At 33.7% G+C, this 22925-nt stretch carries 26 protein-coding genes; 3 read left to right on the top strand and 23 right to left on the bottom strand.

Features of this window, described 5'->3' with window-relative positions; translation table 11 throughout:
* Window positions 1–475: 475 nt before the first annotated feature.
* From IAE52_RS01340 to IAE52_RS01330, 3 genes are all read right to left on the bottom strand, one after another.
* Entirely contained in the window at window positions 476–805 is a 330-nt protein-coding gene (locus IAE52_RS01340) for a multidrug efflux SMR transporter (RefSeq protein ID WP_085624388.1), read from the bottom strand.
* Between the two features lie 365 nt (window positions 806–1170).
* A complete protein-coding gene (locus IAE52_RS01335) occupies window positions 1171–1593 on the bottom strand; it encodes a VOC family protein (RefSeq protein ID WP_033899534.1) in 423 nt (140 codons plus the stop codon).
* Window positions 1594–1664: 71 nt separating this feature from the next.
* On the bottom strand, window positions 1665–2024 hold the full coding sequence (locus IAE52_RS01330; protein WP_033899533.1) for a YxeA family protein: 360 nt from the start codon (window positions 2022–2024) through the stop codon (window positions 1665–1667).
* 683 nt (window positions 2025–2707) lie between these two features.
* Between IAE52_RS01330 and IAE52_RS11625 the strand changes: the two genes are divergently transcribed.
* Complete coding sequence (locus tag IAE52_RS11625) at window positions 2708–2863, top strand: tyrosine-type recombinase/integrase (protein WP_103055231.1); 156 nt, start codon at window positions 2708–2710, stop codon at window positions 2861–2863.
* A gap of 109 nt (window positions 2864–2972) precedes the next feature.
* On the opposite strand, the gene IAE52_RS01320 is transcribed toward IAE52_RS11625, so the two are convergent.
* From IAE52_RS01320 to IAE52_RS01240, 18 genes are all read right to left on the bottom strand, one after another.
* A complete protein-coding gene (locus tag IAE52_RS01320; RefSeq protein ID WP_033899531.1) occupies window positions 2973–4040 on the bottom strand; it encodes an ABC transporter substrate-binding protein in 1068 nt (355 codons plus the stop codon).
* Between the two features lie 47 nt (window positions 4041–4087).
* Window positions 4088–4888 carry an ABC transporter permease gene (locus IAE52_RS01315; protein WP_033899529.1) on the bottom strand — a complete coding sequence of 267 codons (801 nt, stop codon included), beginning with the start codon at window positions 4886–4888 and terminating at the stop codon, window positions 4088–4090.
* Window position 4889: 1 nt separating this feature from the next.
* Complete coding sequence (locus IAE52_RS01310; protein ID WP_029343879.1) at window positions 4890–5678, bottom strand: ABC transporter permease; 789 nt, start codon at window positions 5676–5678, stop codon at window positions 4890–4892.
* Window positions 5675–6961: an ABC transporter ATP-binding protein gene (locus tag IAE52_RS01305; protein WP_200136629.1), complete on the bottom strand. Its 1287-nt coding sequence runs from the start codon at window positions 6959–6961 to the stop codon at window positions 5675–5677. The genes IAE52_RS01310 and IAE52_RS01305 overlap by 4 nt, the downstream gene beginning before the upstream one ends.
* Window positions 6962–7612: 651 nt before the next feature.
* Window positions 7613–8512, bottom strand: a complete 900-nt coding sequence (gene murB, locus IAE52_RS01300; RefSeq protein WP_010905790.1) for a UDP-N-acetylmuramate dehydrogenase — start codon at window positions 8510–8512, stop codon at window positions 7613–7615.
* 42 nt (window positions 8513–8554) lie between these two features.
* Complete coding sequence (niaX, locus tag IAE52_RS01295; protein WP_003132120.1) at window positions 8555–9154, bottom strand: niacin ECF transporter S component NiaX; 600 nt, start codon at window positions 9152–9154, stop codon at window positions 8555–8557.
* A 253-nt stretch (window positions 9155–9407) separates the two neighbouring features.
* Entirely contained in the window at window positions 9408–10298 is an 891-nt protein-coding gene (gene thrB, locus IAE52_RS01290; RefSeq protein ID WP_109990866.1) for a homoserine kinase, read from the bottom strand.
* A gap of 4 nt (window positions 10299–10302) precedes the next feature.
* Window positions 10303–11589 carry a homoserine dehydrogenase gene (locus tag IAE52_RS01285; protein ID WP_003132116.1) on the bottom strand — a complete coding sequence of 429 codons (1287 nt, stop codon included), beginning with the start codon at window positions 11587–11589 and terminating at the stop codon, window positions 10303–10305.
* A gap of 176 nt (window positions 11590–11765) precedes the next feature.
* Window positions 11766–12407: a deoxynucleoside kinase gene (locus tag IAE52_RS01280; RefSeq protein WP_032398530.1), complete on the bottom strand. Its 642-nt coding sequence runs from the start codon at window positions 12405–12407 to the stop codon at window positions 11766–11768.
* Window positions 12408–12533: 126 nt separating this feature from the next.
* Entirely contained in the window at window positions 12534–13817 is a 1284-nt protein-coding gene (locus tag IAE52_RS01275) for a folylpolyglutamate synthase/dihydrofolate synthase family protein (protein WP_015426353.1), read from the bottom strand.
* Window positions 13818–13835: 18 nt separating this feature from the next.
* Window positions 13836–14333: an NUDIX domain-containing protein gene (locus tag IAE52_RS01270; RefSeq protein WP_021721819.1), complete on the bottom strand. Its 498-nt coding sequence runs from the start codon at window positions 14331–14333 to the stop codon at window positions 13836–13838.
* A 2-nt stretch (window positions 14334–14335) separates the two neighbouring features.
* Window positions 14336–15409, bottom strand: coding sequence for a dihydropteroate synthase (gene folP / locus IAE52_RS01265; protein ID WP_109990865.1), 1074 nt, complete (start codon window positions 15407–15409; stop codon window positions 14336–14338).
* Entirely contained in the window at window positions 15406–16455 is a 1050-nt protein-coding gene (folE, locus tag IAE52_RS01260) for a GTP cyclohydrolase I FolE (RefSeq protein ID WP_109990864.1), read from the bottom strand. Before folE ends, folP begins: the two co-directional genes overlap by 4 nt.
* Window positions 16456–16534: 79 nt before the next feature.
* A complete protein-coding gene (gene folB / locus IAE52_RS01255; protein WP_003132106.1) occupies window positions 16535–16885 on the bottom strand; it encodes a dihydroneopterin aldolase in 351 nt (116 codons plus the stop codon).
* A gap of 53 nt (window positions 16886–16938) precedes the next feature.
* A complete protein-coding gene (gene yihA / locus IAE52_RS01250) occupies window positions 16939–17526 on the bottom strand; it encodes a ribosome biogenesis GTP-binding protein YihA/YsxC (RefSeq protein WP_010905788.1) in 588 nt (195 codons plus the stop codon).
* Window positions 17523–18758, bottom strand: a complete 1236-nt coding sequence (clpX, locus tag IAE52_RS01245) for an ATP-dependent Clp protease ATP-binding subunit ClpX (RefSeq protein ID WP_033899503.1) — start codon at window positions 18756–18758, stop codon at window positions 17523–17525. The genes yihA and clpX overlap by 4 nt, the downstream gene beginning before the upstream one ends.
* Before the next feature lie 76 nt (window positions 18759–18834).
* The gene (locus IAE52_RS11485) at window positions 18835–19005 is read right to left on the bottom strand and encodes a hypothetical protein (protein WP_003132101.1); all 171 of its coding nucleotides are present in this window, start codon (window positions 19003–19005) and stop codon (window positions 18835–18837) included.
* Window positions 19002–19508, bottom strand: coding sequence for a dihydrofolate reductase (locus tag IAE52_RS01240; protein WP_029343872.1), 507 nt, complete (start codon window positions 19506–19508; stop codon window positions 19002–19004). Before IAE52_RS01240 ends, IAE52_RS11485 begins: the two co-directional genes overlap by 4 nt.
* Before the next feature lie 398 nt (window positions 19509–19906).
* Between IAE52_RS01240 and IAE52_RS01235 the strand changes: the two genes are divergently transcribed.
* The gene (locus tag IAE52_RS01235; RefSeq protein ID WP_109990863.1) at window positions 19907–20416 is read left to right on the top strand and encodes a tRNA (cytidine(34)-2'-O)-methyltransferase; all 510 of its coding nucleotides are present in this window, start codon (window positions 19907–19909) and stop codon (window positions 20414–20416) included.
* Window positions 20417–20661: 245 nt separating this feature from the next.
* Window positions 20662–20949: a hypothetical protein gene (locus tag IAE52_RS01230; protein WP_233610933.1), complete on the top strand. Its 288-nt coding sequence runs from the start codon at window positions 20662–20664 to the stop codon at window positions 20947–20949.
* 27 nt (window positions 20950–20976) lie between these two features.
* On the opposite strand, the gene IAE52_RS01225 is transcribed toward IAE52_RS01230, so the two are convergent.
* Both IAE52_RS01225 and IAE52_RS01220 read right to left on the bottom strand, forming a co-directional pair.
* On the bottom strand, window positions 20977–22281 hold the full coding sequence (locus IAE52_RS01225) for a nucleobase:cation symporter-2 family protein (protein WP_003132095.1): 1305 nt from the start codon (window positions 22279–22281) through the stop codon (window positions 20977–20979).
* A 48-nt stretch (window positions 22282–22329) separates the two neighbouring features.
* Window positions 22330–22923 carry a xanthine phosphoribosyltransferase gene (locus IAE52_RS01220; RefSeq protein WP_003132093.1) on the bottom strand — a complete coding sequence of 198 codons (594 nt, stop codon included), beginning with the start codon at window positions 22921–22923 and terminating at the stop codon, window positions 22330–22332.
* Between the last annotated feature and the right edge of the window lie 2 nt (window positions 22924–22925).

Genomic DNA, 22925 nt, shown 5'->3' with positions numbered 1-22925 from the left:
TCATAAATTATTTTAAAGATGTGTTATCTTATCCGAACACCAAGTTATTTCTCACATTAGTAAAGCTATCACTAGATATATCACTAAAATACTTACTATAAACTCGAAAAACAGTATTCCTATGATCGCCCTTTTCTCTTTATTCTTATTCGTTAGATGCTCCTTAATCTTATTATCAAATTGATTTTTGTTTATAGTTACACATTATTTAAAAAAGCTAACCCAAATGTGGGAGGGTGACTCATGTTAGAAAGAAAAGAGCTCAATCAAACTCACCAGAGTAAGTATACCAATTTTTACTATTATTACAAGGGATTCTTTGAATAAAAAAGCACCTAAATTCATAGGCGCTTAGGAGTATTTATGAAAAAGTTATTTTTTGGAATGAACTTATTATATAACTTGTTTCTTAAATGAATGATAATCTCAGCCTAGCTCTTAAGAACTAAATTCTTTTTAGGACAATTATATAAGTTTAATGTGATGAACCGTATATATTTACTAATACTACTCCTATTACAATAAAAAACACCCCTAAAATTGTTGCTATATTGACTGATTCTTTCATCACAAATATTGAAATCAGCGTAACCAATATGATTCCAAGAGCCCCCCAAAGAGCATAGGCAATATACAAAGGAATATAATTAACTGTTTTTGAAAGCATAAATATTGCAAGCCCAAATAAAGCCATGCAAAATATTGATGGAAGAGGTTTTGTAAAACCTTCTGTATACTTAATTAAACTTGAACCAGTAACCTCTGAAACAATAGCAATCGCTAAAAATAAATAACCTAAATTCATTTTTGTCCCTCTCCGATTATAATATAATGATAACAGTATAACATATTAAAACCAAAATAAGAAAGTACTCTAATGACGGTTAGAGTACTTTCGAAACAATCTATTGCTATTATAACTTGTATGTTGACGTTTACAAAATGATATACTCTGGTATTATAAATAACAATTCTATAAAGCATTTCTTTTGACAACGTTATCTTTTGTTGGTATTCTTAAGCTATCAATTAAGAAGGAAACCCGAAATGGTTGGGAGAATATAATTATTTAGTGGGTTCAATCCCCACCTCCTTCATTATTAAAACTATCCTACTAGTCTGCTGCTATTAGGTTTTTTTAAAGAAAAACACCCGCTGAAGCGGGATAAATTATTTAACACGGGTAAACATCGGGTGACCTGGAACAAATTCAATTAAATCCCATAAGTTACCATATAAATCTTTGAAGACTGCAACTTTTCCATATTCTTGGACTTTTGGAGGTCTAACAAATTCAACACCTTTATTTACCATCTCTGAGTAATCTCTATCGAAATTGTCAGTTCCCAAAAAAAGAAATACTCGCCCTCCTGCTTGATTTCCTATGAATGATTCTTGGACTTTCTTTGTAGCCTTTGCCAAAAGAATAGTTGTACCATTGGAACTAGGAGGAGATACTACCACCCATCTTTTATTTTGCTCAGGTTGATATGTATCTTCTACTAATTCAAAATGAAGCTTTTTAGTATAAAAATCTATTGCCTCATCGTAATCATTAACAACTAACGCAATGTGCACTATTGATTGAATCATAACTCCTCACTTTCTTTGATATTATTATATCAAAAAAACCCCTGACTAAAGTCAGGATATTAGTTTAAAATCTATTCTTTTAATTTTTCCAATGCTGCTTTTGGTACTTCACTTTTTTTAACCTCTTCCCAAGAAATTACTCCCTTAGTAGGATTAACCTTTAATTTCAAATATGCTTCTTTTCGAAGATTATGGTCCGTATTGAAATCAACTCTTTTTACTTTTCCATCTTTTTGATAAGAATCTATATCATAAGCATATTGTTTATATTTTGCACTTGAGTCGGACGTAATTTTTTCCTCTTCTTTACCATTTTTATTAATCTGAACATAGTAGGCTGTACCGCCATAATTTACTTTATACCAAGTATAACCAGAGCCGATAAGGATTACTAATAATACAGTAGCTAAACCCAAAAATATTTTTTTCATTATTTTATTCCTCAAAATGTTTTGATACTTAAAGTATAACATTTTGTAAGTGTAACACTTACAAAATTGTAAAAAACTGGCCGAAGTCAGGGTTATTTTTATTCAAATTTAATATATCTGCCATTGCTTTAGGCGATACCTGTGCTTGTTCATAGAATTCGGCAAGCGAGTTCCACCAGTTCCCAATTTTAGATTTTTTAACTCTTCTATTCTTCAAAATTGGTACGGATAATAAGAATCTTATCAGAAATATTAACCATCATGACCTGCTTTATTTGCAAAAGTTCTCCAATGTTATTCCTATCAACAAACCTCCCAAACTTTAAATTCCCCCTGTGCTATATCAAAAGCTTCTTTAAGAGTAAACACGCGCTCTTCTATTTTTCCCATGTATTTGTTGTAAATTAAGTAGATATTGTCCACGTTCTACTCTCCTGTCTTTTTTCACTCCAATTCAATTAGCATATTTGTATTTCTGATAGAAATCAGTTCAGAAGCATTTTTTTGATTAGATGAAAATTTTAAAAAAATTATTCTTTGGAGATATAAACATCGCCAAGAAAAGTTGTTCCAAGATTTGGAACTCACAAATCCTAACCCTAATAATTTAGTTTGCTGGCATCAACACAGAGGAATAATTGTAATTTTAGAAGCAAATAAGCACTAAAGAAATTCTGTAACGAATTGGACTTGACCATCAAACTTCACATGAATTAAGACATACACATACCTCTGTACTTCTTTATAAAAGAGTTAACATTATGACTATTTCTAAAAAAATAGGACATTCAAATATATCCATAATACTCGATATGTATTTCCATATTCTAAAGAGCTAAAAAATTTAAGAATATAAAAGTTAAAAATATCTTTAGTAAAATAAATAATGATATAAAATTTGCCACAACAAAGAAAAAAGAGCGTAACCGCTAGGGTTAAATGCTCTTTTTATTTATTCATCTTAAATTCTAAATATAAATCATTATAAATTCCAGTCCAGTATGGATTGAGGTTTTTGTAGGCTTCATCATCTTTGATGGTTGCTTCATCTGGATAAAAGGATTTATTATCTCGAATTTCTTTAGGTAAGAGGGCTTTGGCTTTCAAATTTGGAGTTGCATAACCAATCCACTGCGCATTTTGGGCTGCATTTTTGGGTTCTTGCATGAAATTGATAAATGCGTAAGCTGCTTTGACGTTTTTAGCTGTTTTTGGAATGGCTAAATTGTCATACCAAATATTTGTCCGCTCAGGGATAACGTATTTCAAATTTTTATTTTCAGAGGTCATTTCTGCTGCTTGTCCGCTATAAACAACGGCCAAAGGTGTTTCATTATTAATCATGTAATTCATGATTTCATCACCCAGAATTGCTTTTACATTTGGCGTAAGTTTTAGAAGATCTTGATAGGCTATATCTAGCTCTTTTTGGTTGGTTGTATTTAATGAATATCCATGTTTACTAAGGACCATTGCCATAACGTCACGCACACTGTCTGTCAGTAAAATTGAGTTTTTGTAAGTTGGTGACCAGATATCATTCCACGTTTTTGGTGGCCTTGTTACTGTTTTTGAATTATAAACAACCCCTAATGTTCCCCAGAAGTATGGAACAGAATAGTGATTTCCTTGGTCAAAAGCCGGATTCAGGAGTTTAGGGTCATCATCTTTTAAACCTTTAATTTTACTATGGTCTAGCTTAATGAGCAAATTTTCTTTGGCCATTTTTTCAATCATGTAATCGGAAGGAACAATCAGGTCATAAGCTGTTCCTCCTTGTTTGACTTTTGAATACATGGCTTCATTGGAATCAAAGGTCATATAGTTTACTTTATATCCTGTTTCTTTTTGAAATTTACTAATCAAGTCTGGGTCGATATACTCTCCCCAGTTAAAAATGGTCAGGCTATTATTTTGAGTTTTGACTCCATCAGCAGCTTTCATTCTATTAGTAATCAGTCCTAACGAGGCAGTAATAATCAAAATTCCTACAAAGAAGTATGATAATTTTTTCAAGTTTCTCCTTTCTATACTTTGAGCTACAAAGTATCAGTAAAATAGTTTTAAGTCAGATTTGAAGATTTTCCAACAGTTTCTGAATCTCTCATAATATAATAATATCCTATAACTAATAGAATTGAAAAGAGAAATACAAGAGTAGAAAGGGCATTAATTTCTAAAGAAATTCCGGCGCGAGCTCTGGAATAGATTTCAACTGATAGGGTTGTGAAATCATTTCCTGTGACAAAGAAAGTGACAGCAAAATCATCTAAAGAATAAGTAAATGCCATAAAGAAACCAGCAATAATTCCTGGTGTTAAATAGGGCAGGGTAATTTCACGCATTATTTGGCTTGAATTTGCCCCTAAATCATTTGCGGCATCAATGAGTGAACTATCCATTTCTTGATAAAGCGGCATTACCATCAGAACCACAATAGGGATAGAGAAGGCAATATGACTGAGTAAAACAGACATAAAACCAAGTTTCATTCCAACAATTGTAAATAAAATCAGGAAGGAAGCACCGATGACAACGTCTGGGGAAACCATTAAGACATTATTTAAGCCCAGTAAAGTTTCACGACGTCTTCTCTTGAATTTAACAAGGTTCAAAGCACCAATTGTTCCAATAACTGTAGCAATCAGTGAGCTTAAAAAGGCGAGAAAGAAAGTTTGAACAACAATCAGAATTAGACGACTGTCAGCAAATAACGTTTTGAAATTATCTAATGTGAAACCTGTAAATTTGCTCATATCACTTCCGGAGTTGAATGAGTAAAAAATAAGGTAAAAAATAGGTGCATATAAAAGGATGAGGACAAAGGTGAGGTAAACTTTACCAAGTGAATTTTTCTTTCGCAAATCAATCTCTCCTTTCTTTCGTCATTCTCATGACAATCAACATGGCTACAACTAAAACAACAGCAATGGTTGAACCCATTCCCCAGTTTTGTGTCGTTAGGAAGTGTTCTTCAACGGCCGTACCGAGTGTGATGACTTTATTCCCACCGATTAAACGCGTCAACATGAAGAGTGACAAACTAGGAATAAAGACAGCCTGCACTCCAGCTCTAACACCGTTTAATGAAAGTGGCCAAATCACTTGAGTAAAAGTTTGGAAACGTGAGGCGCCTAAATCGGCACTCGCATTTACCAAATTATCATCTAAATCATTTAAAGCATTAAAAATTGGTAAAACCATAAAGGGAATGGAAATATATGATGCGACCAAAATAAAACTTAGGTCAGTAAATAGAATCTGTGTCCGTCCAATTCCCAAAAACTGTAAAAAGTTATTAACTGAACCATATTTACCAAAAATTCCAATAAAGGCATAGGCTTTGAGTAACAAGTTAACCCATGTAGGTAAAATAATAAGCATGAGCCAAAATTGTTTCATTTTTAGTTTGGTCAAAACATAAGCTACGGGGTAGGAGATGACAAGGGTTGCTACAGTAATAATCAGTGCGTAGAGAATAGAGTTCCATGTCATTAAGAGGTAAGTTCCGCTAGAAAAATAGAGGATATAATTGTTAAGGGTAAAGTGACCATTTAAATCAAAAAATGATTGCCATAAAAGCATGGCCAAAGGGACGATAACAAAGAAAATAATCCAGAGAAAATAGGGAACAGAATAAATTCTTTTGGTCAATTATTAGCCCCACTTTCTTTATTTTCTGACTCAGGTTCATTCTCTTGCTTTTGTAAAATTTCATTCACTGTTTCAGCAAGTTCTGTCAATTCCATCGTGTTTTCAAGCGCTTCTTTAACGGCTTCTTGAATGGCAGCTTCTTCTTCGGCATTTTCTTCTTCGACAGCATTAGCTAAACCGACCGTTTCTTCTTCTTCAACATATTCTTCAATACGTGCGTCAAATTCTTCTTCGGTTTCATTAAGACGCATGATGTGAATGGCTTCTGGGTCAAAATCGAGTCCAACTGTTTCTCCAACAATGGCTTTATGTGTTGAATGAATGAGCCATTCGTTATTAAATTCATCGTAGGCTACAATTTCATAATGGACGCCACGAAAGAGTTGAGTATCTACTTTTACATTGAATTTGCCTTCGTCAGGAAGTGTAAACCAGATATCTTCAGGGCGAATAACAACCTCAATTGGTTCATTTTCACGCATCCCACCATCGACAGCTTCAAATTTCTGACCATTAAATTCAACGAGGTAGTCTTCAATCATTCTTCCGTTTAGAATGTTTGATTCACCAATAAAATCAGCAACAAAATGATTAATTGGTTCATCATAAATATCAGTTGGAGTCCCTGATTGCACAATTTCGCCTTCATTCATGATGAAGACCCAATCAGACATCGCTAGCGCTTCTTCTTGGTCATGCGTAACAAAGATAAATGTAATTCCAAGACTTTGTTGTAGCTCTCTTAATTCATATTGCATATCTTTTCTGAGTTTCATATCAAGTGCTGAAAGAGATTCATCAAGTAAGAGAACTTTAGGGCGATCAATTATGGCACGGGCAATAGCTACCCTTTGTTTTTGCCCTCCTGATAATTTAGTAATTGAACGCTTTTCAAAGCCATCTAAGCGCACGAGTTTTAAACTCTCAGAGACACGCTTGGCAATTTCCTTTTTACCTACCCCTTTAATTTTAAGAGCGAAAGCGACGTTATCAAAAACGTTCATATTTGGAAAAAGAGCATAGGATTGAAAAATAGTATGAACATTTCGTTTATTTGCGGGTAAGTCATTAATTCTTTTATTATCAAGAATAACATCACCATCGGTTGCATCAAGAAGCCCAGCAATAATATTTAAAATTGTTGATTTTCCTGAACCTGATGCGCCTAAAAGAGTATAAAATTTTCCCTCTTCTAGTTCAAATGAAATATCTTTAAGAACGGTTGTATCAGTGTCAGCATAAGTTTTACTGACATTTTTAAATTCGATAATTGTTTTTGACATTTTTTTAATTCCTTTGAATATAAAGATGTGATAAGCCGTAAAATTGCTTGTTAGTAATATAAAAAACCAAGCCAACGCTTGGTTTCATCATCAATTTAAGTTTTCTGATTCCAAAAGGAAAAACAGAAAAATCTAGTGCAGAGTCTATACAGCAGAAGAACTTTTAATACTCTTATTGATGCGCCAAAGCGTGTTTTTCTTGGGTGGGGCTTTTATATTCCCCATAACTCCTAAAAAGAGTTAATCAATAAGGCAACGAAAGTCGCCAATTTCGGCTTTTGACCCGGCTGTCCGTCTGGCCTTGGCTCAATTTTTACTGAGAAATCGTCAATATTTTACTGACGAGATGTTATTTTTACTGACGAAAAGTACTTTTGAGAAATTTTTAGTTTCGTCAGTTCAATGCGACCAAAGGAAGTCATTGAATCCGTGGATAAGGGAAGTTTCAGCTTTGCTGAAATTTCTATCAGTAAATTAAATCCAGAATTCAACCATTAAATTGGCAGATAGAAAGGTCTAATTTGCTGACGGCTTATTCGTCAGTAAAATTGAGCGGTCAAATCTTCTGTATATGCACAGAACATCATTAATTATAGCTTAAATTAGATGATTTATCAAGTTGAAATTTGAAAAAGACAGGAAAATCCTGTCTTATTTTTCACCGATTATTCTAACTTCAGGTTCAAGAGTGACCCCTGAGTTTTCTTTCACTTTATCAATAACATGTGCGATAAGTTTTTCATAATCTGTCGCATTTCCATTTGCAACATTAACCATGAAACCTGCATGTTTTTTGCTAACTTCAACACCGCCAATGCGTACGCCTTGTAGATTAGCTTCTTGGATTAATTGTCCAGCAAAATGGCCGACTGGGCGTTTGAAAACTGAACCGCAACTTGGATATTCCAAGGGTTGCTTACTTTCGCGCAGGAAATTGAGTCGATTCATTTCATTTTGAATTTGAGTCGGATCACCTGCTTGGAGTTCAAATTTTGCTGACAAAACAACCAAATTTTTGTCACGAATGACAGAATGACGGTAGCCAAATTGCATTTCACTTGCAGTCAGAACCGAAATGTTTCCGTCAGTATCCATAACTTTGCAACTTACCAAAACTTGAGAAATTTCGCCACCATAAGCTCCAGCATTCATGAAAACAGCACCGCCAATTGAACCTGGAATTCCGCAGGCAAATTCAAAACCTGTCAGTGAATTTGCTTGTGCCACTTGTGTTACTTCTTTTAATTTTGCACCAGCTTGAGCTTCAATCGTATAGCCAGCCACTTTTACTGACTCTAATTTTTCAAGTAAAATCACAAGGCCACGAATTCCACCATCACGCACAATCAAATTTGAAGCATTTCCAAGCACAGTAACTGCTGTGTCAGTTGATTTTGCTTTGACTAATAATTCTGTCAGTGCTTCAATTGTAGCTGGAAAAGCTAAGATATCTGCTGGTCCACCTACTTTTGTATAAGTATATTTTGATAATGGTTCATTAAATTTAACCAGCAAATCTGGGATATTTTCAAGGTCAGTTTCTTTTATCATATCCTTATTTTATCATTTTCTATTAAAGATGACAATTTTGTCTTAAATTTCGGCTTTAACTTTCTTTTTATTCAAGAAACCTTTAGCTTTATCGAAGATATCAATTGGGAAGGCTTTGCTCAAAACATTGCACAAACCAAGCGCTAAATTGAAATCAATCATACTGTGAACAAGACCACCAAAACCAATCAATAATAGAAGATTAAGTAGAGCAGCTTGATCAATATTTGCAAATCCTAAAGAATAAAAAACATAAACTACTAAAGTTTCCAAACCAGCATGAAAAATACCGAGAATAAAATTAAAAATTTGGATTTTAACTTTTTGATGAACAAGTTCTGGATGTTTCTTTAGGACATAAGCACCCACTGTCATTACAGGGAGATGCATAAGGGCACGCAACCAAATAGTTGGTACCGGAATACTAATCATAAATCCTAGGGTAGTTCCTAGAGCAACAAAAGCGGTCATTAATGGACTAAAAAACATGGCAGCCATTACGGGAACATGTGAGGCAAGCGTGAATGATGCAGGACCAATAATAATTTTAGCCGGCATAATCATTGGAATTAAAATTCCAAGTGCAGTTAGCATCGCAGCAATAATCAGATTTCTGACTTTTGCCTTTTTTGTTTGAGCCATTTGAGTTTCCTTTTCTTTTTAAACTCTTGCTTTAAAAAAGCGGACAGTAGGGCAATAATGGTTTTTCATTTAAATCACATTTCCTGTCAATAAAAGAAATTTAATTATTCATTACTTTTAATTTTAAAAAAATGATCAATCAAAAACCTTGTTCTGACAAATAAAATGAAAGTTAGTGAACTACTTTACATTCTTTTTTGCTTTAATGATTATATCATTTTATATGTAAAATAATCAAGAAAAAAATCTGTATTTATAATACAGATTCTTCTACTTGTAATCCATTACTGTCAACTTCCAAGGAATAAAGTTGACCAGATAAATTTTGCTCATTAATTTTTTCTGTCAGTAAATTCAGCTTATCATCGGGTAAAAGTAGCATTACTGTTGGCCCCGCCCCAGATAAATAAGTTCCATAAGCACCAAATTCATGACCAATTTCTCGCAAAATTTTCAGTTCAGGAACTAAAGAAGCGCGATAATTTTCATGAAAACGGTCAGACTCTATCATTTGCCCAGCAACTTTTAAATTTTTTGTCAAAAGACTGGCTGTCAGTACATTTGCAATAGAGCTGGCAGCAACGGCCTCTTTGTAAGCCAATTCCTTAGGTAAAACTTTTCGACTTTCAACAGTTTTTAACTCATAGTCTGGAACAAAAGCTAGAAGTTTACATGAAGGAAAGTCTGAGCTAACATAATTCGTTTTGTCAGCAACAGTACTTGCTATAACTAAATTTCCCAAAAGTGCTGGTGCAACATTATCGGGGTGCCCTTCAATTACACAAGCAAGTTCAAGTTTTTCTTCCGTTGTCAAATTTAGCTTTGCTAGTTGATTAGCCAATTCAATCCCAGCAATAATGACTGAACTTGATGAGCCCAAACCTCTTGCTAAAGGAACTCCCGAAGTCATTTTCAAATGATATTTTGCTGACAGACTGGAATTTTTAGCTTTCAAAACTGCTGACAGCGTGGTCAGTAATAAATTTTTTTGGTCAGTAGGAATATTATTTCCTAAATCATGGTCAATTTTCCAATCATTACTTTCTTCAAGTACTTCCACTGTCAAATACAAGTTGACCGCAATACCAATTGAGTCAAAACCTGCACCTAAATTTGCTGATGTCGCTGGTACAATAATTTTCATTTTCCTAGTCCCCCAAAACTTTAAAATAATTAAGTAATTTAAAATCTACTTCTTCTTTTAATTTATCTTGAATGGCCAAAAGTTGAACGCGGTTAATCTGATGACTGATAATCACAACAACTGCGCGATGTCCATCACCTTTTTGTTGTAAAACTTGTTCAAAAGAGACATCTTCACTTGTAAATAACTCCACCAAGCGCAATAATTGCCCAGTTGAATCTGGTGTTTCAACGGAAAAATAATATTTATTTACAATATCGTGAGGATTAGCTAAGCTCGTTGGACGTGCGTATTCATTAAATGACTTCCCAATTGTTCCATCTTTTTCCCGTTTAACAATTCGAACAATATCAGCTAAAACACTCGTAGCGGTTGGCTTTTGACCTGCTCCCGCCCCATAGAACATTGAATCCCCAATTCCATCTGATTCAATAAAAACAGCATTCATAACACCATTGACACTGGCCAATGGATGACTTTTGGGAAGAAAAGTTGGGCTAACCTCAGCGAAAATTCCTGATTCAACCTCATTAATTTCACCTGTCAATTTTAAAACATAGCCAAATTGTTGAGCAATCTCAACGTCAGTTTTTTGAATCGTTCTGAGGCCAGATTTAGAAATTTGATCAGGACTTAGAGTCATTCCGAAAGCAAATTCACTTAAAATCGCTAATTTATAACTGGCATCAATTCCGTCAACATCATTTGTTGGGTCAGATTCAGCATAACCAAGTTCTTGAGCTTTGGCCAAAGATTGGTCGTAAGTCCATGCCTCCTCTGACATTTTCGTCATCATAAAATTACTTGTTCCATTAAGAATTCCTAAAAGATGTGTGATTTTGTCTGATGAAAATGAATTGGCTAAAGTTCTTAAGATTGGAATCCCACCAGCAACAGCCGCTTCATAATAAAGAGCAACATGATGTTTCTCTGCCAAAGCACGCAATTCAGTTCCATGAACAGCCAGTAAATCCTTATTGGCTGTGACAACATTTTTACCCGCTTTAATCACTTTCGTAATGTAGGTCTTAGCTGGTTCAATCCGTCCCATCAACTCAACAACAATTGAAATCTCAGAATCAGCCAAAATTTCTTCTAAAGTTAGAACAAAATCATATTGATAACCCTGTGCTCTAGCTTTTTCAATTGCTTTTTCATCTCTCATCAAAACTTTTGAAATGACGATTTCTTCATCTAAAATTTTTGATAGTTTTTCTTTATTCTCAGAAATTAAAGTTGGAAGCCCAGTTCCAACTGTCCCAAACCCCAATATTGCTATATTTACTGTCATCACTTCTCCTTTTCAAACAAAAATTAAATTTTAAGATAATTCAAAAAATAACTTTCGCTCAATTTCTTAATATTATACCATTTTTATCGAAAAAAATTTACTGACAGAAAGCTCAGTAAATTTAAAAGAATAAAAATTACTGACAGCCTTGTCAGTAATAATAATTTCACTATTTTTTAAAGCAAATCTAGTTTTTTCAACTCATTATCGATTTGTCCCAAAACTTCATCAAGATGTTCAGGATTATTGACAAAATCAATAGAATCACCATCGATTCTCAATTTTGGCGAAATGTTGTAATTTTTATACCAATCAGGATATTCATCATGCACTTGAGCATAATAATCTTTTAGTCCTTCTTGATTTTCAATTTGTTCAAATGAACGTCCACGTTGTGCAATTCTTGAGAGCATTGTTTCAAATGACACATCAATATAAACCAATAAATCCGGACGTTTTTTGGGCATTCCATCAAGTTCTTCTAACATATTTGCTAATAAATCTTGATAAATTTCCAATTCAGTTTTTGTTACATTTCCATTTTTATAGTTCAAAGTTAGGAAAAGTTCATCCTCAAAAATCGAACGGTCAAGCACGTTATTATCCTGACGATAAGCCATTTTAATTGATTCAAAACGTTTATTCAAAAAATAGATTTGTAGCAAGAAAGCATACTTTTGAGGATCTTGATAATAAAGATCAAGTACAGGATTATTGTCCACCGCTTCATAAAAAACATCCGTTTTCAAATGTTCTCCTAAAGCCTTTGCTAGACTCGACTTCCCTGCACCAATTGTACCTGCTAATACGATCAAAATTGTCTTTTCCTCCTCGTCATTTCTTCAAAAGAAAGAAATGAATTTATAAATCTATTTTATTATAGCCGAATTTTTTAAATTTACAACTATTTATTAATTTTAAAAACTAAAAAATCATTTTAGTTATTACTTCTCTTTTTTCAAAAACTCACGAACTTGAGATGAGAAATAGAGAGAGCCTGTAACTAATAACAAATCATCTTCAGCTAAATTTTTTTGCGCACGAACTAAAGCTAATTCCCAACTTGGAGCCAATTCAACCCCTTCTTCTTCCAATCTTTGAAAATCTCCCAAATTCAAAGCTTTCGGATAATCAAAAGTTGTCAAAATCAGATGCGAATTTTTCACAGTTTGAAGCATTTTTATCATTTGACTAATATCTTTTGTAGTAATGGCTGAAAAAATGATTGTAATCTTTTTATCTGGAAACTCAGAGCTAAGGTTTTCAAGCAAACGATTCATCGCATGAACATTATGAGCACCATCCAGTAAAATGAGTGGTTTTTCACCCAATTTTTCCATACGAGCTGGCCAAAAAGCCTCACGAATTCCAGAGCGAATCACATCCTCAGTCAATTCAATCCCAACCTTACTTGCATAAACCAGAGAAAGTTCAATAGCCATACCAGCATTTTCTATTTGATGTAAGCCAACTAAAGATTTTTCAATATCCAATATTGCTTCTTGACCAGAAAAGAAATTGAAATGTTCGTGTTCTTCTACTTCCGTACGATAATCATATGGAAATTGATAAACACGCGCTGTATTTTTTCTAGCCACTTCCCATATAACCCGAAGTGCTTTTAACTCAATATTTCCAACAACTACTGGAATTCCTGGTTTAATAATTCCAGCCTTTTGAGCTGCGATTTCTTCAATGGTCGAACCAAGAATATCAATATGATCTAAACCAATTGTTGTAATTCCAGAAACAACAGGTTTAATCACATTTGTTGAATCAAGAAGTCCGCCTAAACCAACTTCAATAACCGCTAAATCAACCTGCTCATCAGCGAAATATTTAAAAGCCATTGCCGTGATAATTTCAAATTCGGTAATTCCAGTCAGTTCAGCATCTTTATCAAGTTCAGCAACAAGAGGCTGGATCATTTCTACATAATAAATTAATTTATCATCAGCAATCGGGAGTGCATTAATCGACATCCGCTCACCAAAAGTGGTGATGAAAGGACTTGTGAAAGAAGCAACCTTCAGACCTGCCTGCATAAAGATTGAGCGTGTGAAAGCGACTGTGGAGCCTTTTCCATTTGTTCCAGCAACGTGAATCATTGACAAAGACTCTTCTGGATGACCAAGCAATTCTAAAAGGGCCGAAACACGACTTAGGCCTGGGCGAATATTAAATTTTAAACGTGAATGTATCCATTCCAATGCTTCTTCTATAGACATTTTGTGACCTTTTCTACTTTATCTTTTGTATTGATAATATTTTTTAAATTCATCAGGAGCTTCAGTCCTATCAAGAAGGAAAAAAGGCAATTCAGCAAGGTCTGCTTCTTTTTCTTTTAATTCCAATAGAAAACGAAAATCAATGTGTTGATGTTCTTTCTCATTCTTAATTTTGTTGTAAGGAATATTAATCAAGTTAACATCTACCAACTTGCCTGATTCTGACGCTGAAAAACCTGTTTCTTCATGGAACTCACGAATCGCAGTTTCCAATGGCTTTTCTCCTAGTTCAACATGACCTGCTGGAAGCAAAAGCTCCTTTTGATAAGGGTGTTCAATAAAAAATAGTTTATGTTTTTTAAAAACTAATGCACTTGCTGACAATTGTAAATCTGGATTCTTTTTCCCCCGAAGCTCTAAAGTCGAATTTTTCAATAATCGAATAATCTCGGAAAATTTTTCTTCACTTCCAATAGCAGATAAAGCTTGAATTTCAGCAATTAGGTCTTCATTCATTTTTAAAATTCCTTATAAATTTCAATTGCATCGAGTAAACGTTTAGTCTCCTTAACATCATGAACACGCAAAATCCGTCCCCCGTCAGCAACCATTTGCGCTTCTAGGACAAGGCTTGAAAAAAGCCGCTCATCTCCTTGGGCATTGAAGAGTTTTCCCATAAATGACTTACGAGAGATTGCAATCATAAGAGGTAAACCTATTCTGCTTAAAATTTCAGTTGATTTAACCCGCTCAAGACTATCTGAACCTGAATCTCCATTAAAAAAACCAACTCCAGGATCAATAACGATTTGTTCAGCTTTTAAACCAAGTTGAAGTAACTCTTCTTTTTTATTTTCAAAAAATAATGGAAGTTCTTCATAAACATTATCAGCATAACTAAAACCAGCTCGCCCATTATTCATAGCAACTAAAGCCGGTTGATACTTTTCTAGCACTTTTAATTTATCATTTGTATCAAAACCATCAATATCGTTAATAATATCAACCCCAGCGTCTAAAACTCGTTCCATGACATAAGCTTCATCCGTATCGACAGCAAAAATCGCTTTAGGAAAGTTTTTTTTCAACTCAAGAATAGGTTCTTTCAGTCTGTTCCATTCCTCTTCTGGGCTAATATCGTCATATCCTGGTTTCGATGATTTCCCTCCCAGCTCAAGAACAGAAGCTCCATTTTCTAAATCAGCTTCTACTCTTTTTAAAATATGAGAGAGGTTTAAATTATCTGGATTTCCATCATAAAAAGAGTCTGGTGTAACATTGACGATTGAATAGACAATTGACTTTCTAGTTAAATCAAAATTGAAATTTTTACCTGACCAAATGATTTGATGACGCTTATAAATCACTTCAAGCATTTTTTTATCTTCATCATTTTCAAAAAGATTAATCAATTTTGCTAAGTCATCAATTGTTAAAACTACTAACAAGGAGTCTGGAGCCAGTCTTGTCAAACTACCATTTCGATAAAGTTTTTTTTGAAGAGAAATCATTTCATTGTGATTTAACTCATCAAATTTTAGGATAATATTTTTAAGAGAAAAAGATTCTTGATTAAGTTCTAAGATTTTCATAAAAGACTTTCTAAAAATTCCATTCTTTTTTCATTATTTTCTTTAAATTCACCTAAAAAATAAGAAGTTTTAGTAATAGAATTTACTTTTTTTACTCCACGCATTTCAACGCACATATGACGTCCTTCAACAAGAACTGCCACTCCTTTAGGACTCAAAATATCAGTCAAAATATCTCCAATATCATGAGTGATATTTTCTTGAACCGAGAGTTTGCGCGAAACATAATCAACTAAACGGGGAATTTTTGACAAGCCAATAATTTTTCCATCAGCTGGGATATAGGCAACATGTGCTTTCCCGAAAAATGGTAACATATGATGCTCACACATTGAATAAAAAGGAATATCTTTAATCAACACAATTGAATCCGTTTTAGAAGAATCAATTTCAAAAAGTTTATACTCATTAAACTTGCTTAAGCGTTGTGATGAAAGAATTTCTTCATACATTTTAGCTACTCTCGCTGGAGTTTCAAGTAATCCTTCTCGATTTGGATTTTCCCCTACTGCAAAGAGAATCTCTTTAACGGCATCTTCAATACGATTTCTCGGTGTTTTTTCTTCTTTTATCACATGGAGCTCTTGTTCACTTACTGAAAGTTCGGCTATTGCTTTTTCTATTGACGCATAATATTTAAAGTCTTTATCAATAAGTTCAAAAATAGGTTTCAAGACAAAAAGACGATTAAAAGCTTCTTTATGTGGAATAACCAAGTTTTCTTCTTGCATTTCTAAGTCGTTATAGAAAATAATATCAATATCAATTGTTCTTGGCCCCCAATGAATTTTTCGCTCACGGTTCAAAGATAGCTCAACTTCATGAATAAAAGATAATAATTCCAAAGGTTCAAGTAGCGTTGCCACCTTTAATGCCAAATTAGTAAAATCATCTTGTTTGACGCCGCCGACTGGAGTACTTTCATAAAAATTTGATACTTTTTCAATCATAATTTTAGGGTGTTTTCCCAATAAACGAATGGCTTCATGTAAATAATACTGACGGTCACCAATATTACTTCCCATGCTTAAGTAAGTTGTTTGCATAAGTCCTCCATTTAGACATAATCTTTTATGATTTTGTTTCTCTTCTATCTCTTTAAAATATTTATCTTAAAAACCAGCTTTAGCCTCTCATCTCAATTTCAGCTGAATCAAAAATTCCTTCAATCGGTACGGCTAATTTTCTAAGATGGACTTCAACCGTTGATATACGCTCTGAAGTAGCCTTTACTGCTTGAATAATTTCAAAGGCAACATGTTCAATTAAATCAGCTTTTGAAGATTCTACAACTGCTTTTGTTGCCTCATAGAAATCAACATAAGACAAAGTTTCATCTAATTCGTCTTTTCCTGAAAAATCAAAATTTGTTTCCACGATTAAATCAATTTCGAGATTTTGTCCGAGAACTTTTTCTTCTGGCAGAACACCAATATGTGCCCTAAATTTTATATTATTAAGTTTTATTTTGTACATATTTCCTCTTTTTAAGTGTAGAAAAGGCTATGAATCTCTTCATAGCACTATTTTCAGAGATATCTTAAAATCGCTTCCCAAGCTTCTTCAAATCCTGTCTTATCAGTAGAAGAAAAGATAATAAAATCATCTGTACTATCAAATTTCATTGCTTTTTTGATAATAGATTCATGTTTATTCCACTTACCACGTGGAACTTTATCGGCTTTGGTCGCAACTAAAATCACTGGAATATGGTAGTATTTCAAAAACTCATACATCATCAAATCATCTTCTGAGGGTTCATGACGAATATCAACTAAGCTGACAACTGCTTTTAAATTTTCTCTTGTTGTCAAATATTCCTCAATCATTTTACCCCATTTTTCGCGTTCCTTTTTAGAAACACGAGCGTAGCCGTAACCAGGTACGTCAACGAAATGAAGTTGATCATCAATATTATAAAAATTGAGCAACTGTGTTTTACCAGGTTGACCAGAAGTTCTGGCAAAGTTTTTACGATTAAGTAAAGTATTAATAAAACTTGATTTACCGACATTTGAACGCCCGGCTAAGGCAATTTCTGGCCAATCATTTTCTGGATATTGTTTTTTTGATGCTGCTGAAATTGTTATTGTCAGATTATTTGTATTTATGGTCATTTTTTCTTGGCCTCTCGAATCATTTGTGGCTCAGCTTTTCCATCAACAACTGCTTCATTAATAATAACTTTGGTAATTTCTTCATGACTTGGAACTTCAAACATGATATCCATCATTACTTCCTCAATAATTGAACGAAGTCCACGCGCTCCTGTTTTGCGCTCAATTGCTTTTCTAGCAATTGCCATGAGGGCTTCATCTTCAAATTCAAGTTCAACATTATCAAATAAAAGGAGTTGTTTATATTGTTTAATCAAAGCATTTTTAGGTTCTGTCAAAATTTGAATCAAATCCTCTTCGTTCAGACGTTCCAGAGCAGCAACAATTGGCAGACGACCAATAAATTCAGGGATTAATCCGAATTTTTGAATGTCCTCGGCAATAATTTCTTGCATATAAGAATCATCGTCATTTAATTTTTTATTATTGGCACCAAAACCAATAATTTTTTCACCTAAACGTTGTTTGACAATTTCTTCAATCCCGTCAAAAGCTCCACCAACGATAAATAAGATATTTTTGGTATCAATTTGAATCATTTCTTGATTAGGGTGTTTACGTCCACCTTGTGGTGGAACACTAGCTACTGTCCCTTCAATAATTTTCAAAAGGGCTTGTTGAACACCTTCCCCGGAAACGTCACGAGTAATTGATACATTTTCAGATTTTTTAGCAATTTTATCAATTTCATCGATATAGATAATTCCACGTTCAGCACGTTCAATATTGAAATCACTCGCTTGTAAAAGTTTTAAGAGAATATTTTCAACGTCTTCTCCAACATAACCAGCTTCAGTCAAACTTGTCGCATCTGCAATCGCAAATGGAACGTTGAGTGATTTCGCTAAAGTTTGAGCGAGAAAAGTCTTACCAGAACCGGTAGGTCCGATTAATAGAATGTTTGATTTTTGTAGTTCAATATCTTCAGCAATTTTACTTGCTGTAAAATTAATTCGTTTGTAATGATTATAAACGGCAACTGCAAGTGCACGTTTTGCTTTTTCTTGACCTATCACGTACTCATTTAAATGGTCAAACATTTCTTTAGGTGTTTTAACTTCAAGCATTTCTGAATCTTGTTCTTCTCTTAATTCTTCTTCTAAGATTCGAGTTGAAAGTTCAATACATTCATTACAAATATAAACGTCTGAACCGGCAATCATTTTTTTTACATCATCTTGACTCTTTCCACAGAAAGAACAATGTATATTTGGATTTTGTGTATTTGACATAGTTATTTTTTTCCTGATTTCACTAACATAAAAAGTAAGTATTATTGGCTTACTTAAAAGGCACTTTTTCTATTTTTTAAAATAAAGTTCCAGAAAAAGCGTGAATTGTATTTACGAGGTTCGTAAAAGCATTGAGTAAAAACAATACTCCCAGACCCCAACGTTTTTTTCTAAAGCATTGAATAGCGATGACAATGCTAATCCAACAAAGGAGAGCTGTGAAAAGCCCAAAAATTGATTTTGTCATGGTTGTTTCACTTTTTCATATTTTTTAATTGTAAAAGTATAAGAATTTCGCTCATCTTTATCGTGAAATTTTTCAGAGACTAGTTTAAATTTCCCAAAATCAAATGTACTTGGAAAATAAGTATCTCCTTTAAATTTTTCATGAACAACTGTTCGATAGAGCAATTCAAGTTCAGATTCAAAAAGGGCTAAAATTTCAGCTCCTCCTGTGATAAATAAGTCTTTATTTTGCTTATGGTACCAATCTAGAACTTCCTTAGGGCTGTGCATGATGAGCACTTTTTCATTATCTGATTGATAAGTTTCATCGCGAGTTAAAATAATACTTATTCTCCCTGGCAATACACGTTTATTCATTCCTTCAAACGTTTTTCGTCCCATCAAAATCACTTGATTCATGGTTGTTTCTTTAAAATGTTGTTGTTCAGCAGGTAAAGACCAAGGCATTTTATCAGCTTCACCGATAAGACCTGCTTCATCTTCTGCCCATATTCCAATTATCATAGCAACCCCTCTCATTGATTTTTACTTTTACTATTATAGCAAATTTTTGCTGTTTTCGCTTTGACAAGTTTGATATTGGTCACTCATTTTTAAAAATAATTTCTTTTTTTTATCAAAAAAATTTAGTTTTCTCTTTACAAAATACAAAAGAAGTGGTATGATATCAATTATATTAATTTGTTTCAATCTTTCCTGTTATGATTAAAGCAAATTAGTCCCCCAACTAGACTTCTTGCTGAGATTGACTCCGAGGGGTCTAGTTTTTTTGTTTTTTACTTTAATTAATTTACTGACAGCTCTTCTGCTTATGGTAAAATGTTCTTAAATAATTACATTTTACTCATAGATTTTTTGATAAGGCTGTCAGTAAAATTTTTGTTATTAAGAAAGTGTATTTCATGAATCATATTGCTCTTTTTGAACCTCGTATTCATTTCAATACAGGAAATATCGCCCGCACTTGTGCGGCTACTAATACCGTTTTACATTTAATTGAACCCTTTGGTTTTGAAATTTCTGATAAGCATCTTAAACGTGCTGGTTTAGACTATTGGGATAAGGTAAATATTGTCTATCATAAAAATTTAGATGATTTTATGAATTCAATTAATGACAGAGGACAACTCTATTTGGTCAGTAAATTTGCTGAGCATGTTTATTCTGACGTTGATTACTCCGATGATGAAAAAGATCACTACTTCTTGTTTGGCCGTGAAGATACAGGTTTACCTGAAGAATTTATGCATGAACATCGTGATGAATGCATTCGTATTCCAATGAATGACGAACATGTTCGGTCATTAAATTTATCAAATTGTGCTTGTATGATTGTCTATGAAGCTTTAAAACAACAAGATTTCCGTGGACTAGAACTCGTTCATACTTATGAAAAAGATAAGTTAAAATAATTGTATTTATAAATAGACAAACGCCCTATTACTGACAGGCGTTTTTTTATTGTTCTTTTATTTAGTGAGTGCTATAATGAAGGCAAATAAGAAGGAGATACAAAGATAAGGAGCATTTTATGAAGGCTAAACTAGGCAATGAAATTGTTGAATATTGGCAAATCAGCCTGACTAATCCCGCAAACGAATCGTAGGTCTTAGAGGCTTTTAAGAAAGGACAGCTCTCGTGGTCCGGTCAATTTGCAATGAATAAGGAGACCAAAGAAAAATTACTTGCTGACGGAATGTCTACAAAAAATCCAGCTGAGCATGATACCCTTTCTAAAAAAATAAAACATTTGGACTGGCTAGGGCTTTATATTTCGCCAAATAAGCTGAGTAATGCTTATCCGGATAATATTTATCTTGTAGTCAATCAAGTACGCATCCCAGCCTTTGGACGACTTGGAGAGTACCTCCTAGTAGCACCTGATGGTTCTTTTGAAATTTACTCTGAAAAGAAATTTCAGCGAGATTTAGAAAAAATTCAATAAAAAAACCACCTCAACGGTGGTTTTATTTTATTTTGTTTCGTCAGTAACTAATTCATCTTTTTTTCCATGATTAAATACTAAATTCAGGATAATTGCTGAAACAGTACTCATCACAATCCCATTAGAAACAAAAGGTTGAATAAAGCTTGGAAGTGCTGTAAATAAGTTTGTTGAGTTAAAACCAACACCCATCGCAATAGCAACCGCAGCAATCAGAAGATTTTGATTTCCTTCAAATTCAACTTTTGCCAACATTCTAATTCCTTGTGTGGCAACCATACCAAACATAATCAACATCGCTCCACCCAATACTGGAGTTGGAATAAGTTGTGCAACAGCGGCAAATTTTGGAATAAGTCCTAATACAATTAAAAATCCAGCTGTGAAATAAATTGGTTTACGTGTTTTAATTCCTGATAATTGCACTAAACCAACGTTTTGTGAAAAACCTGTGTAAGGAAAAGTGTTGAAAACACCACCAAGAAATACAGCAAATCCTTCCGCACGATAACCATTACGCAAACGTTTTTCATCAAGATTTTCACCAGTAATATCAGCAAGAGCTAAATAAACTCCTGTTGATTCAACCAATGACACGATAGCAATAATAATCATCATTAATGAATCAGCCAAATAAAATTTAGGTGCTGAGAAATAAAAGGGCTGTGGTAAGTGTGCCCACGGTGCTTGAGAAACAACTGAAAAATCAACTAAGCCCATGCTAGCAGCCAAAATTGTTCCAGCAATAAGCCCAATTAAAATAGCAATAGAACGAATAAATCCAGTAGTAAAGATATTAATTAAAAGAATAATCACTATAGTTGAAACAGCTAAAATTAAACTTTGGATTGTTGGTTTGTCAACATTATTCCCCATATTGCCAATAGCAACAGGAATAAGGCTTAAACCAATTGTTGTAATTACTGAACCAGTAACGATTGGTGGGAATAGTTTTCGGATTTTAGAGAAAATTCCTGAAACCAAAATAACGAAAACCCCTGCAACCATTAATGAACCAAACATTGCTCCAGAGCCATGTCTTTGACCAATAATAATTAATGGAGCAACAGATTGAAAAGCAACACCAAGGACAACTGGTAAGCCAATCCCAAAGTGCTTACGTAGTTGGAGTTGCAAGAAAGTGGCTAAACCACACATGAAAATATCTGCCGAAATTAAATAGGTTAACTGAGTTGCTGAGTAATTTAAAGCTCCAGCAATCATGATTGGAACAAGAATTGAACCTGAATACATGGCCAGCAGATGTTGTAATCCTAAAACAGCAGATTTTGAGTTACTTTGCTCCTGGCTTTGTTCATTTTTTTGAGACATTTTGATTTTCCTTAAATTTTTCTTTTTTTATTTTCTTATTGCTTAAGCTTAGTCGAAATCTTTATCATCGGCTGGGGCGAAGATGACTTTACCATCTTCAAATTTTTCAATCCGGGCAAGACTGGTAAGTTTCATTCCTTGGTCAAGAAGTTTTTGACGGCCATCTTGGAAAGATTTTTCAATCACCATTCCTAAACCGACAACTTCTGCTTTAGCTTGTTCCATTAAATGAACCAAACCAAGTGCTGCTTGACCATTAGCTAAAAAGTCATCAATAATCAAGACTTTATCGCCTTCTTCAATGAGTTTGCTTGAAATTTGGACAGTTGAAGTTAATTTTTTAGTGAAAGAATAAACTTCTGTAATCAATAAATCATCATTCATAGTTACATTTTTTGCTTTTTTAGCAAAAATCATTGGAACGTTGAGTGATTCAGCAGCATATAAAGCAGGGGCAATCCCACTTGCTTCAATGGTTACGACTTTTGTAACTCCTGCATTTGCATAAACTTGTGCAAAACGTTTCCCGATTTCCTTCATCAATTGATAATCCACTTGGTGTGTCAAAAAGCGGTCAACTTTAAGAATGTCTTGTCCTAATACTTGACCGTCTGTATGAATGCGGTCTTCTAATAACTTCATTA

This window comes from Lactococcus sp. S47 (assembly GCF_016517475.1).
Lineage (GTDB): Bacteria > Bacillota > Bacilli > Lactobacillales > Streptococcaceae > Lactococcus > Lactococcus lactis.
This window is presented reverse-complemented; position numbering and strand designations above follow the sequence as displayed.